General features: G+C 44.4%; 13 protein-coding genes. 9 read left to right on the forward strand and 4 right to left on the reverse strand.

From position 1 onward, the window contains the following. Window positions 1-6: 6 nt before the first annotated feature. On the reverse strand, window positions 7-1,161 hold the full coding sequence (locus tag ACXAGK_RS06215; RefSeq protein ID WP_474854920.1) for an acyl-CoA dehydrogenase family protein: 1,155 nt from the start codon (window positions 1,159-1,161) through the stop codon (window positions 7-9). A 139-nt stretch (window positions 1,162-1,300) separates the two neighbouring features. On the opposite strand from ACXAGK_RS06215, the gene ACXAGK_RS06220 reads away from it, so the two are divergent. Both ACXAGK_RS06220 and ACXAGK_RS06225 read left to right on the forward strand, forming a co-directional pair. Further along, entirely contained in the window at window positions 1,301-2,281 is a 981-nt protein-coding gene (locus tag ACXAGK_RS06220) for a GlxA family transcriptional regulator (RefSeq protein WP_474854922.1), read from the forward strand. Window positions 2,282-2,397: 116 nt separating this feature from the next. After that, entirely contained in the window at window positions 2,398-2,748 is a 351-nt protein-coding gene (locus tag ACXAGK_RS06225; protein WP_474854924.1) for an RNA recognition motif domain-containing protein, read from the forward strand. Window positions 2,749-2,851: 103 nt separating this feature from the next. Here the strand turns inward: ACXAGK_RS06225 and ACXAGK_RS06230 are convergent, their stop codons facing one another. Further along, a complete protein-coding gene (locus ACXAGK_RS06230) occupies window positions 2,852-4,111 on the reverse strand; it encodes an MFS transporter (protein WP_474854926.1) in 1,260 nt (419 codons plus the stop codon). A 540-nt stretch (window positions 4,112-4,651) separates the two neighbouring features. Between ACXAGK_RS06230 and ACXAGK_RS06235 the strand changes: the two genes are divergently transcribed. Genes ACXAGK_RS06235 through ACXAGK_RS06245 form a run of 3 tightly spaced genes read left to right on the forward strand, consistent with a single transcriptional unit; the run spans window position 4,652 to window position 6,241 of the window. Continuing rightward, window positions 4,652-5,179, forward strand: coding sequence for a helix-turn-helix domain-containing protein (locus ACXAGK_RS06235; protein ID WP_474854928.1), 528 nt, complete (start codon window positions 4,652-4,654; stop codon window positions 5,177-5,179). Beyond that, window positions 5,176-5,898 carry an AzlC family ABC transporter permease gene (locus tag ACXAGK_RS06240; protein WP_474854930.1) on the forward strand — a complete coding sequence of 241 codons (723 nt, stop codon included), beginning with the start codon at window positions 5,176-5,178 and terminating at the stop codon, window positions 5,896-5,898. Before ACXAGK_RS06235 ends, ACXAGK_RS06240 begins: the two co-directional genes overlap by 4 nt. Then, window positions 5,888-6,241, forward strand: a complete 354-nt coding sequence (locus tag ACXAGK_RS06245; protein WP_474854932.1) for an AzlD domain-containing protein — start codon at window positions 5,888-5,890, stop codon at window positions 6,239-6,241. Before ACXAGK_RS06240 ends, ACXAGK_RS06245 begins: the two co-directional genes overlap by 11 nt. A gap of 30 nt (window positions 6,242-6,271) precedes the next feature. Here ACXAGK_RS06245 and msrA read toward each other — a convergent pair whose 3' ends face one another. Beyond that, on the reverse strand, window positions 6,272-6,874 hold the full coding sequence (gene msrA, locus ACXAGK_RS06250; RefSeq protein ID WP_474854934.1) for a peptide-methionine (S)-S-oxide reductase MsrA: 603 nt from the start codon (window positions 6,872-6,874) through the stop codon (window positions 6,272-6,274). A gap of 571 nt (window positions 6,875-7,445) precedes the next feature. Here msrA and ACXAGK_RS06255 point away from each other — a divergent pair. Further along, the gene (locus tag ACXAGK_RS06255) at window positions 7,446-7,880 is read left to right on the forward strand and encodes an OsmC family protein (RefSeq protein WP_474854936.1); all 435 of its coding nucleotides are present in this window, start codon (window positions 7,446-7,448) and stop codon (window positions 7,878-7,880) included. Window positions 7,881-7,951: 71 nt separating this feature from the next. Here ACXAGK_RS06255 and sodC read toward each other — a convergent pair whose 3' ends face one another. Further along, window positions 7,952-8,494 (reverse strand): superoxide dismutase [Cu-Zn] SodC, encoded by a 543-nt coding sequence (gene sodC / locus ACXAGK_RS06260; RefSeq protein WP_474854938.1) that lies wholly within the window; start codon window positions 8,492-8,494, stop codon window positions 7,952-7,954. 354 nt (window positions 8,495-8,848) lie between these two features. Between sodC and ACXAGK_RS06265 the strand changes: the two genes are divergently transcribed. The 3 genes from ACXAGK_RS06265 to ACXAGK_RS06275 all read left to right on the forward strand — a co-directional run bounded on the left by ACXAGK_RS06265 (window position 8,849) and on the right by ACXAGK_RS06275 (window position 12,112). Next, window positions 8,849-9,490, forward strand: a complete 642-nt coding sequence (locus ACXAGK_RS06265) for a glutathione S-transferase family protein (protein ID WP_474854940.1) — start codon at window positions 8,849-8,851, stop codon at window positions 9,488-9,490. A 280-nt stretch (window positions 9,491-9,770) separates the two neighbouring features. Continuing rightward, window positions 9,771-11,615: a DUF885 domain-containing protein gene (locus ACXAGK_RS06270; RefSeq protein ID WP_474854942.1), complete on the forward strand. Its 1,845-nt coding sequence runs from the start codon at window positions 9,771-9,773 to the stop codon at window positions 11,613-11,615. Between the two features lie 161 nt (window positions 11,616-11,776). Beyond that, entirely contained in the window at window positions 11,777-12,112 is a 336-nt protein-coding gene (locus ACXAGK_RS06275) for a VOC family protein (protein ID WP_474854943.1), read from the forward strand. Window positions 12,113-12,118: the final 6 nt, after the last annotated feature.

Raw genomic sequence — 12,118 nt, forward strand, 5'->3', positions numbered from 1 at the left:
ACGTCGCTATCTACGTTTTGGGAAAATGTCCATGTACTTTGCAATAATCCCGAGCATCATTTCGTCGCTTCCACCAGCAATAGATAGTATTCGGGTATCGCGATATGCACGCGCAACAGGGTTGTCCCACATAAAACCCATACCGCCCCAATACTGAAGGCAGCCATCGGTAACCTGTCGCCACAATCGGCCGCTTTTCAGTTTTGCAATTGACGCCAAGTAAGTAGCATCTTTTCCTTCAATATGATCCTGACAAGCCTGCCACGTTAAAGCGCGTAGGGCCTCAATTTCACTTTGCAATTCAGCTAATTTGAAATGGACGGTTTGGTTGTTGATAATAGGCTGACCAAATGTGTGTCGGTCTTTTGCCCACTCAATGGTGTCGCTTATAATGCGCTCCATTCCTTTCAGCGCACTCGCTGCTGCATACATGCGCTCTTCTTGGAATTGCATCATTTGCATAGTGAAGCCTTTGTTTTCATCTCCAATTAAAAAGCGCTTTGGAACGCGCACGTCATCGAAGAAAATTTGGCCAGTGTCGCTGGCGCGCATCCCCAGTTTGTTTAACGGCTTTGAAATGGTTATGCCTGGGGTGTTAAGGGGGACAACAATTAATGATTTATTAGCATGCACTTGCCCGTCGCTTGTGTTTGCTAGCAGGCAAACCCAGTCTGCTTGGGTGGCATTCGTTATCCACATTTTCGTGCCGTTAATAATGAAGTCGTCACCATCTGTACGGGCTGTGGTTTTTAACCCTGCAACATCTGACCCCGCCCCTGGTTCACTCACTCCAATACATGCAACCATGTCTCCGGCAATAGCGGGCGCTAAAAACTCACGCTTTAGTTCATCACTGCCAAATCGCGCTAAGGCAGGGGTGGCCATATCGGTCTGAACGCCGATAGCCATAGGAATAGAGCCGCCATACGCTCGACCTATTTCTTCAGCAAATACCAGGTTGTAACTGTAATCTAAGCCAGCGCCGCCGTAGGTCTCTGGCTTTTGTATACCTAATAGGCCTAAATTCCCCATTTTTTTAAACAGGCTATGAAGGGGAGCGATGCCTTCGTGCTCCCATTCATCAATGAAAGCGTCCATCTCTTGATTTACAAAATCGTGAACGGTTTTTCTAAGCGCGTTGTGCTCTTCAGTAAATTGCATTTTTCTATCTCTACAAAATTGTGACTAACTTCATAGTAATTTTGTGAAAATAATGTTAACAGTGTGAGTTGGGACATTTGATTGGCCAATCGGGCCAAAGTGGCGAGATCAAAATAGCGAGCTTGAACAGGGAAAGACCATGCTTAAACACGTAACCTTATATGCCAGCGAAAACACCATGGGGCTTAGCATGGGCTTAACCCATGACGTGCTAAAATTTGCCTCAGACCTTCAGCATAAACTGCTTGGAAACGCGATAACGGTAAAGCTAGTGACAATAGACGGTAATCCAACGACAACGTTTAGTGGCCTTGCGATTACCCCAGACTGTGCGTTGGCGGATATTGATGAGACTGATTTGGTAATACTGCACAGTGTGTGGGGTGACATGGAACCATTACTGGCACAACAAGCCGCTCTATACCCAAAGCTACGGCGGTGGCATGGCAAAGGTATTCCAATAATGGCGGCAGCCACAGGCGCTTTTTTTCTCGCTCAGGCAGGGCTGCTAAACGAGAGAATGGGCACCACCCACTGGCATAAACAATCGCACTTTGCGCGAGCTTTTCCCAAAGTGAACCTTAGGTCTGACAGATTCATTACTGCCACGGGCGAGCTGTATTGTTCTGCAGGGCTAAATGCTGCGTTAGAAATAATTGTCTTTCTAATATCGCGTTTGTCGTGCAAAGCGGTGGGGGAGGCTATAGAGCAGGCGTTTCTGGTAGACTTTCGCCGTGGTGTTACGTCAGAAGCAACGTCGCTCAACCACCAAACCTATCATCAAGACGACGATATTTTAAATATTCAGCAGTGGTTAGAGATACATTTTGCAGAAAAAGTGACCATAGGTGAAATGGCGGCGCGCATAAATATGACTGAACGCACCTTTAAACGCAGGTTTAAAGAGGCTACGGGGGAAACTCCCCTTGGTTACATTCAACAACTTAGAATAGAACAAGGGAAAGAGTTTCTTAAACACAGCGATAAGAGTGCAGAAGAAATTGCATGGGCAGTGGGCTATCAAGATCCCGGGCATTTTAATAGACTTTTTAAACGAACTTTTGGAATGAATGTTTCATGCTGGCGAGATACTTATCAGCAAACAACGAATAGGCGTTAACGTAGTTTAGGGCGCTTGTTCAAGAATGAGCGTTGAGTGGTTAATCCCCCTATTAAACATGCTACTGCGTGCTACAATAGTTACAGTACAAACCACCTTAAAGCAGAGCCAAAACCTTGAGTATTTTAGTTCGAAACTTACCAAAGACACTTACAAAAGAAGATCTTGAAGACTTGTTTTTCGAGTTTGGCACCATAGCGTCATGCGACCTAGTGATGGATGAGGCCTCGGGTTTATCTAAAGGCTTCGGCTTCGTTAAAATGAGTACCCAAGAAGAAACCGATAAAGCGATTAAAACGCTTAACGCCAAAGTTATCGAAGGTAAAAAGATTCGAGTTAAATGGTCAAATCAAGAGAAGAAGCAAGCAGCAATAGACGATGCTCCCGCGCCCAAAAGAAACATCCCAGAAGATGTATGGGGAAGTGCTTCTCGCAATAATTCCGAACTCGAAAACGACGACCGTTAATAGTTAAGTTAACTAAATAGCAAAACTTTGTCTTATTTTTAAACTTTTGTTTTGAAAATTAGAGCAGTGCTGACATCCATTGTTGTCAGCACTAACAGGTAACTCAGCTAGATAATGCTGTTGCTCGCTCTCGGGTATTGCGAGCAGTCATAACAATGGCTAGCCATATCAACACGCCACCACCGGCAAGCGCTAGGCCTACCCAACCCGTTGATGTATAGCCGTACCCCGCTGACAGCGTCATTCCTGCCAACCAAGGCCCAAGCGCATTAGCGGTATTAAATGCTGCATGGTTCATGGCGCCTGCCAAAGTTTGCGCTTCGCCAGCTACGTCCATCAAGCGTGTTTGCAGTGGCACGACCATACCGCCGCCGATGCCAATAAAAAACAGCGAGGCCGCCATCAGGTAAGGGTTGCCCATAGACGCGGCGTATGCGGCTGCAGATAAGCCCAATAGAACCTGAAAAACGATAGCTGATGTCAGTAATCTGCCTTCAGAATATCTACCCGCAATAATGTTGCCGAGGGTTACGCCAATGCCATAGATAAGCAAGGTTGCAGAGATTCCCCATTCAGGTGCTGAGGTCGTGTTTAAGTATGAGGCACTGAAATAAGAATAAACGGAGAACATGCCCCCAAAGCCAATTGCGCCCATAAGTAGAACCAGCAGCACATCTTTGTTTTTTAGCGCTTTTATCTCAGTTAACGGGTCGGCATCCGGGTTTGGCCCGCGGTATGGTGCAGTTTTCCACACCATTAATGCGGTGACTAAGGCAAAGGCTGAAATCATAAAGAAACCGGTTCTCCACCCAAACATTTGCCCGATGCCGCTAATTGATGGAACACCTATTATATTTGCTATAGCTAAGCCTAAAATAATGTTACTGACTGCTTGGGCACGCTTGTTCTTACCAGCAATGTCAGCGGCAAAAAGCATGGCAATACCGAAATAAGCGCCGTGTGGAAGACCAGCAATAAAGCGAGCTATATTCATTGTCCATTCTGACCATGCTAGTGCTGTTAGCAAGTTTCCGGCAGCATAAAAGACCATCATTGAAATAAGCATGGTACGTCGGGCAAGGCGAGAAAAGAAAATAGTGATAAGCGGCGCGCCTACTACAACGCCAATGGCATAGGCACTAATCGCATGGCCTGCAACGTTTTCTGTAATACCAAAATCTTCAGCAAAGTAAGGCAGTAAACCCATTGCCGCAAATTCGCTGCAACCTATTACGAAAGTACCGAAAGCTAGCCAGAACGTAATCGTTGCCAGTGAATATTCTCCTGCTGCTGATTGCTCTTCCGAACGGGCTCCCTCATACGCTGCCTGAGTAGAAGTGATGTCGTCAGTTTGATTCGCCATAAACTATCTTTTTTCCTTCCTATCGTACCATTCAGTCGCTTGCTTGCTGCTTGAGCATGGCGCACTTGCACAAGGTTAAAATACAAAAACCGGCAAACGGTATGTTTGCCGGCTTTCTACTTTTAAAAGCTATTGCTTTGGTTATGCGAAAAAGGCCAAAAGCCCCAAGCTTGTGCTTTGTTCATTCATTAATAAGCTGAGATCTTAGCAGCGAATGACTATTTAGTAACGGTAGCTGATAAGATTTCTTAATCATTTCAGCGCTTTAAATGTAGTGTGTTTGTTAATGATTTGATTCACGTCATTTTTTCAGTAATACACATGAGAGCTAACTCAATACTAAAGTGGTTGTTTTCTGAGCGTAAAAGCCCTCGACATCTTTCGTTTTTACTCAGCTAACTATTAACATTTTATGCAGGGCTAGCTGTCATAGCTGGTTTTATCTTTTAATGATTATTCGTATAAAAAATAAACTTCTTGACTTTACTGCGTTCTATATATAGAACGTTCTTTAAATGGAACAAACTGGTTTGGCAACGAGTGAATCAATCTACCCTCAATATTTTAGGTAGGCATCTGCAGAAACTTAGGCAAGATAAAGGTGTCTCTCTGTCTCAATTAGCCGCAGGTGCAGGTATTGCAAAATCTAACCTCTCTAGGCTAGAGCAGGGCAACGGCAATCCGACGTTAGATACGATTTGGCGATTGGCCAAACAACTAGACGTGCCCTTTGGTCAGCTTGTTCAGCCCCTTAGCACAAGTGTAGGAGAGAATGGTGTGGAAGTGCGTCTTATTGAACAAGGGCAGGGTGTACCTAATGTTGATGCTTACTGGATGTCGGTCGCACCTAATACATTGCGAGAAGCCGAGGCTCACGCGACTGGAACAAAGGAAACCATTACGGTAATAAGCGGTTCCTTAGAAGCCGGGAATATGGGCAGTACTCAGCTACTGCTACCCGGCCAAATTACCGACTTTAGGGCTGATTTACCTCACGTCTACAAAACTCAAGATGACTGGGCAACCTGCCTTATCACTATCGTTTATCACAAAGAGGCAACGGAATGAGCCAAATTCCTTCAAAAAGTGGGCTTAAGCAGGGGATTATAGATGGGTTACCCTTGCTAGGAGGGTATATTCCGGTTGCTATTTCATTCGGCGTGATCGCTATTCAAGCTGGCTTTTCAACATTAGAAGCAACGCTTATCTCTGTGTTCATTTACGCTGGCGCGTCGCAGTTTCTTCTAGTTGCCATGGTGGCTTCAGGTGCACCCCTTTGGCTAGCGGTGTGTATGACGTTATTAGTTAATGTACGCCATGTGGTTTACGCGCCCAATTTAGTGCCTTACTTACCACAGAGTAAGGCGTGGCCCTATTTAATGCATGGGCTTACCGATCAAATTTTTGCGCTAGCCCATACACGTTTACCCTCTATGGAAGACGCAAAGAAAGTTGATTGGTTTAAAGGTGTTTCAATGGTGGCGTGGTTTAGTTGGATTTTAGGTACTGCGCTTGGCGGGTTAGCTGGAGATTCGCTTACACAGAAATGGCCTGTCTTAGATAGTGTAATGCCGTTTGCCTTACCAGCCTTATTTCTCGTTCTGCTAGCGCCAAAGTTTTCTAGTAAACAATGGGTTGTTACCTTATTGGTCACTATCTCCATCGCCCTTTTCATTGCAATTAGTAGTTTCAAAAATGCGGCTATTCCTTTAGCTGCACTGTTTGGTGCGCTTACATTTTATGTTCTTACCTCCCATGTCGGAAGGAAACCGTCTCATGCAAACTGATATTTGGGTAGCAATTATCGTAGCGGCTATAGGCACCTATGCATTGCGCGTTGGACCATTGTTATGGACACAGCGTCACTTCAATAAACACAAAGCCAATAATTCCGAAGCGCGCCTGCCTACCTGGTTGAGTGTGTTGGGACCATTAATGATAGCCGCTATGTTAGGGGCTTCCCTTGTTCCTAAAGTGCCATCAGCGTCTAGTTGGATAGCCACTGGTGTTGCAACAGCCATAACAATACTCGTTTGGAGAAAAACCAGAACATTGGGCCTACCCGTCTTTGCAGGCGTCGCCTTTTTTGGCGTAATATATTGGTGCGCTTTACATTTTCTATATATATAACGCAGGCTAAATGGAAAAGTTAATTGATAGTTAGCCTCCCATAGCTTTGTCACCCCAGATTTCTTTTAAGCGCTGGTCGCGACCACAGTTCCAACGGTAAAATTTGTAGCGAACAGGGCTTTTCTTATAGAAATCTTGGTGACCTATTTCATCACCTTTAATTGGATAAAAGGTGGAAGCATCGAGTATTGGTGTTACCACATCTTTATTTGGAAACTGAGCGATTACGTCAGCTTTTGTTTTTTCGGCGATAGCGCGTTCTTTATCGTTCGCAACAAAAATAGCGCTTAGGTAGCTAGGACCTTTGTCGCAAAACTGGCCTCGGTCATCAAAAGGGTCAATATTTACCCAAAAATGATCGAGTATATCTTTATAAGAAAGCACTTCACCGTCATAAGTGATTTTAACGGCTTCGTAATGCCCTTTGTGATTGCCATTGTAGGTAGGGTTTGGTGCACTTCCACCTGTAAACCCAGAAACTACGTCGGTTACGCCTTCTAATTTTTCAAAGTCAGACTCCATACACCAAAAGCAGCCTCCCGCTAGAATAGCTTCATCGGCATTTGTAGATGGTGTAAATACCGCGGCACTCAAAGTTGCGCCAAACAATACTGCGGTGATTGTAGATTTCATCTTGTACCTTTTACGTTTTGACAAAGCCATATAGCTATGCGCTATGGCTCAGTTTTCCTTTTAAGCTTTTCGACTTATAAAGTGAGGCTATGTTAGTGAACATATACGAGTATTAGATAAAGAACGGTTTAGGCTGCAATTAATTTCACTGCAGTTTGAAGCATCACTTTTCCTTGCTTATGAAAGAGAGAGCTTAGCTGGCGATTAACAGTATCGCACTAGAATCAAAAACAATTAATGCCAAAAGAGGGTAAGTAAAATTTTCATCAGACTCTGTAGCCGACGTTCGCTAGTAGCAAAGTGAACGCCATCTTATTTTCGCCCGACTGCTCTGTAGCCCTTCCATGACAAGGGGTGGAGTAAGAGACTTTTGGTCGGCAGAGCACTTGCATCTCAGCAATTACGTGTGAGTCAAAATACGCGACAACGTGTGATTTCACTTAGTGAGGTAGTTCAGCTTTGTTTAGCGCTGATCAAACACTGTTTTACTTCGTGCAGCCGGTTGTCGGTTATTCGGCTCTCTAAAAGAGCTTGGCTCAGATTTAATTAAGTCGAAAGTAAGGAAGGTAATATGTCTATAGTCAAATCAGGTAGTGCAGCTTACAAGCCGTTAGGTAAAAATGGGAAGGGCAGCATTTCTACGGAAACAGGCGCTTTGTCTAATCAACCTTATGGTTTTAATACGCGGTTTGAAGATGGAAAAGGGACAAACCCTGAAGAGTTAATTGGCGCAGCCCATGCGAGCTGCTTCACTATGGCGCTTTCTTTTGCATTATCCGATGCAGGGTATGAAGACGGCGAATTAAATACGACGGCCAAAATCAGCCTAGACAAAAGCGATGACGGGTTTGAAATTACTCAGTCAGCATTGACGTTAGATGCTGAAGTTGACGGTATCACTGAAGACGAATTTGAAAAAATAGCCCAAGAAGCGAAAGGGAATTGCCCTGTTTCTCAACTGCTGAATGCCAACATTACCTTGGAATACAAGTTGAATAAGGGCTAAATATTTCAGCCAATAAAACAGAACAAAAAAAGAGCGGCTTAACAAAGCCGCTCTTTTGTATTGATTATGTTTTATTTGCTAATTACACCACACGCCACACGTTTGCCACCGCCGCCGAGCTTTTTAGGTGAATCAGAATAATTATCACCACCGGCGTGAATCATCAGCGCACGACCTTCAATATCTTCCAATTCAAGTTCTGGCGCGAAAATTGGCTGAGTAGCCTCGCCTTCTTCGTTCACATAAAGCACAGGAAGATCGCCTTCATGACCGCGCTCAGACCATGGGGCGCTATGTTTATCGGTATTTTCTGGGTCAAAGTGACCGCCAGCTGCGCCACCTAGCACCTTTTTTCCATCCTTCATTGCTGAGGAGCAATCTCCATTTTGATGAACGTGGAAGCCATGGACTCCCGGCGTTAACCCTGACAGCTTAGGTGTGAATACCACGCCGTCATCATCGTGACTACTCACCATAACTGTACCAATAGCATTGCCAGTTTCTAAATTTTTCATCATCACTTCTTTTCCTTCTTCGTGATGACCGGCAAAACTCCCAGCACTTAGCACTAAAGAAATTGAGCCTGCTAACGTAGTAAGTAAACGTTTCTTCATAGTATTCTCCTTCACTAAATTAATGATTCGTTTTCGAGCAACTACAAAGTTAAACAGCATAAAATAAACCAGTTCGAGCGAAGTAAAAGAAAAGGTGCTGAAGGCCTTATCACTGTGAACTTTAGGCCATACATAGCTCTAAGATTTTAAAAAAATCCCCTACGTTGGCTGCAAGACTTATAGCGTGCCTATGAAAAAGTTACCGAATGCATTTCTATATTTTTTATGCGTTTTATGAAATGAAGGCGGGTAAGTTTGTAGTAGCGCGGTAAAACTCAGTAACAATATGGTAGTGGCACTTTTCTCCTATTCGACTTACAGTTAGCACCAATTAGGCTATCAAAGGACATAGGCATGTATACACTTTATGGTTATCCGAAAACCCGCTCGGTTCGCGTGGCATGGGCATTGGAAGAGCTCGGCTTGCCTTTTGATTACAAGTTGGTTGACCTAAAACAAGGACAGCACCTGTCAAAGGAATACAAAGCTATAAGCCCGGCTGCAAAAATTCCAGCGCTAGCGACACCCGAAGGCACCTTGACTGAGTCTGCTGCTATTGTCACCTTTTTAGCTGAAAGACACGGCATGCATGAATTTATCCCAGAGCCAGGCAGTTTCGAGCGTGCAAAATATGAAGAGATGATGCTGTTTCTTACCAGTGAATTAGAGCAGCCCATTTGGAATTTGGCAAAGCACACCTTTGCCCTGCCAAAAGAGCAGAGGATTGAGCAAATGCGCGAAGTAGCGATGTGGGAATTTAAGCGAGTGGTGCCTGTGTTCTCCTCTATGCTTGGCGATAAAGAGTTTGTTTGCGGCGGCATGTTTACCATGGCCGACGTGATAGCAGGTCATATTTTGGCGTGGGCAAAAGGCAGTAAGCTAGATATTGTGCTTGACGGCAAAACGGACAATGTAGGGGTTTACGCGAAACGTGTATTGGGCCGTGAAGCCTATGAAAGGGCATGGCGACGAGAGATGGCTCATCTACCTGAATAATTGCTTACAGACCCAGAACAACCTTAGGCTGGTTTAACGTGGTGCAAATTACCAGCGCTGCCATGTGTGCAATAGATAGCAATTCATAAAATGTGAATTTTAATTTGGGGATCCGGTTCAGGTCTGAGTAATTAAAGCCGTTTGCTACGACATTGTAGGGCAATAACATATAACGACAGCGCCGCTGTTTTAAAAGCTAATTTGAAGGCTGAAATTAAAGCTGATACTAAAGCTTACGTAAGATTAACGGCGAGATAATAAAACAAGAAGGTAAACACAAATGAAATCATTTAAAACACTACTCGTCAGTAGTGCTGTAACTATGGCACTGGGCCTTAGCTCAGCTGTGGCTCATGCACACAATCACGCAGATATGCAGAGTCCATCAACAAGTGAATCAGTGACAAAAGAAGCGTCTGAGCACGAGAAGCTTTTTGCGTTATTTGCAGCCGCTGACCAGCGCAATATTGAGCTAAACCCAATTATGGCTATCTTCCGTGGCGATATGCGTTACGCAGACAGAATGGGCGATTTCTTAACAGACTCCCATGCTATAGCGGGGAAAACGGCAACATTGCTTAACTTGTCAGAACTTAAACAAATTAATCGCAGCAAGCTAAGCGATACCGACAAACTTGCCTACGATGTCTTCAAATACAATCAAGAACGCTCGTTAAAAATGTCGAGCGATGAAATTGAAGCACTGACAGCCGTGCGCCCTATAAACCACTTTAGCGGATTCCACACTTTTTACCCGACCTTTGCGAGCGGAAAAGGCGCTGCGCCATTTAAAACAGTAGAAGATTACGAAAATAATTTATCTCGCCATAAGGATTACATTGCTATTTCTGACCGCGCTATCGGAAAGTTCCGCGAGGGCATGGAAAGTGGTGTGCTGGAAACTAAGTTAACTATCGACCGTGTAATCAAGCAGTTCGATACACAGCTGGCTATCCCTATCAAAGAGTCACAGTTTTGGGGGCCAATTACCATGTTCCCAGAAAGCTTCTCAGACGAAGAAAAAGCCCGTTTAACTGCTGAATATGAAAAAGCGACGCAAGAAATTTACGATGCAACCACACGCATGCGCGATTTCCTTCGCGATGAGTACTTGCCTGTGGCCCGTGAGAGCATTGGCCTTAGCGATATGAAAGGTGGTGCAAAGCTATATCAATTGATGGTGGAAGGTTCAACGACACTGCCAATGACCCCAGATGAGCTGCATAATCTTGGTTTAAAAGAAGTTAAGCGTATCAAAAATGATATGCTTGAAATTAAAGACGAAGTAAAGTTTGAAGGAACATTAAACGAGTTCTTCGACTACGTACGCACCGATCCTAAGTTCAAGCCTGAAAGCCGTGAGGCGCTAACCCAGAGCTATTATGATATTGGTCGTGAAGTGGATGAAAAAATTGACCAATACTTTTCTCTACTGCCAAAATCTGAGTTAGAAATAAAACCTTACGACCCTGCTATTGAGCAATTCAGTGCGGGTGGATCCTATCAACCAGGCACGCCAGATGGCTCTCGTCCTGGTACTTTCTATTTTAACGCCTACGATTTGCCTAGCCGCTTAACCACCGGCAACGTTACCTTGTACCTACACGAAGGTGCTCCGGGCCATCATTTCCAAGTGAGCCTTGCCCAGGAAAACGAAGCGCTGCCGTCTTTCATGCGCTTTAGCTTCCTACCAGCCTTCGGTGAAGGGTGGGCGCTATATTCAGAAACCTTGGGCTATGAAATGGGCTTTTTTGATGACCCGTGGAACCGTTACGGCACGCTTCAGGATGAACAGCTGCGCGCTATGCGTTTGGTAGTAGATACGGGGATTCACGCCAAAGGTTGGAGCCGTGAACAAGCTATCGATTTTATGCTCGAAAACTCAGGCATGACTCGCACGGAAGTCGTGGCAGAAGTAGAGCGTTATATTGCTATACCATCACAAGCGCTGTCTTACAAAGTTGGCGCGCTTAAAATTCAAGAGCTGCGCGCTCGCGCGGAAAAAGCATTAGGCAACGATTTCGACATTCGAGAGTTCCACGCACAAGTGTTGAATACGGGCGGAATTCCACTTGCTATTCTTGAACAGAAAATTGACCGCTGGATTGCTAGCCAACAAAGTTAGTGAAAAGCGGCAAATTAAGTAGAGCTTAAAACACTATAAAGCCAGTAAGTTTCAGACCTTACTGGCTTTTTTCGTTTTTGCGACCAATAGCAGTGATATTGACGAATAGCTTCACTAGAGTAGTAATTGTACAGTTTTCTAAAGGTTTAAAGGAGCGCAAGGTGGAGTTAGGGTTATTTTCATTAAGTTTAACGGTTAAGGATATTAATAAATCGAAAGCCTTCTACGAAGCATTAGGCTTTGAAGCTATGCCTTCATGTGGTTCTGTAGAAGACAAATGGTTAATGATGAAAAACGGCAACACCATGGTTGGTTTATTTGAAGGTATGTTTGAAGACAACATTATGACCTTTAACCCCAGCGATGTTCGAGCACTTCAAGCTAGCTTAGTTGAACAAGACATTGCATTGGATGTACCTGTGAAAGGCGATAGTGGCCCTGGTCATTTTATTGTAAAAGACCCCGACGGCAACACTATTATGTTCGATCAGTTTTAAGAAAAA

The sequence above is a fragment of the Alteromonas sp. ABM1_013 genome, from assembly GCF_056160505.1.

What these genes read in the sequence shown, in the direction of transcription:
- ACXAGK_RS06215 (WP_474854920.1), bottom strand. Translation starts at nt 1,161, where the DNA reads ATGCAATTTACTGAAGAGCACAACGCGCTTAGAAAAACCGTTCACGAT.
- ACXAGK_RS06220 (WP_474854922.1), top strand. Translation starts at nt 1,301, where the DNA reads ATGCTTAAACACGTAACCTTATATGCCAGCGAAAACACCATGGGGCTT.
- ACXAGK_RS06230 (WP_474854926.1), bottom strand. Translation starts at nt 4,111, where the DNA reads ATGGCGAATCAAACTGACGACATCACTTCTACTCAGGCAGCGTATGAG.
- ACXAGK_RS06240 (WP_474854930.1), top strand. Translation starts at nt 5,176, where the DNA reads ATGAGCCAAATTCCTTCAAAAAGTGGGCTTAAGCAGGGGATTATAGAT.
- ACXAGK_RS06245 (WP_474854932.1), top strand. Translation starts at nt 5,888, where the DNA reads ATGCAAACTGATATTTGGGTAGCAATTATCGTAGCGGCTATAGGCACC.
- msrA (WP_474854934.1), bottom strand. Translation starts at nt 6,874, where the DNA reads ATGAAATCTACAATCACCGCAGTATTGTTTGGCGCAACTTTGAGTGCC.
- ACXAGK_RS06255 (WP_474854936.1), top strand. Translation starts at nt 7,446, where the DNA reads ATGTCTATAGTCAAATCAGGTAGTGCAGCTTACAAGCCGTTAGGTAAA.
- sodC (WP_474854938.1), bottom strand. Translation starts at nt 8,494, where the DNA reads ATGAAGAAACGTTTACTTACTACGTTAGCAGGCTCAATTTCTTTAGTG.
- ACXAGK_RS06265 (WP_474854940.1), top strand. Translation starts at nt 8,849, where the DNA reads ATGTATACACTTTATGGTTATCCGAAAACCCGCTCGGTTCGCGTGGCA.
- ACXAGK_RS06270 (WP_474854942.1), top strand. Translation starts at nt 9,771, where the DNA reads ATGAAATCATTTAAAACACTACTCGTCAGTAGTGCTGTAACTATGGCA.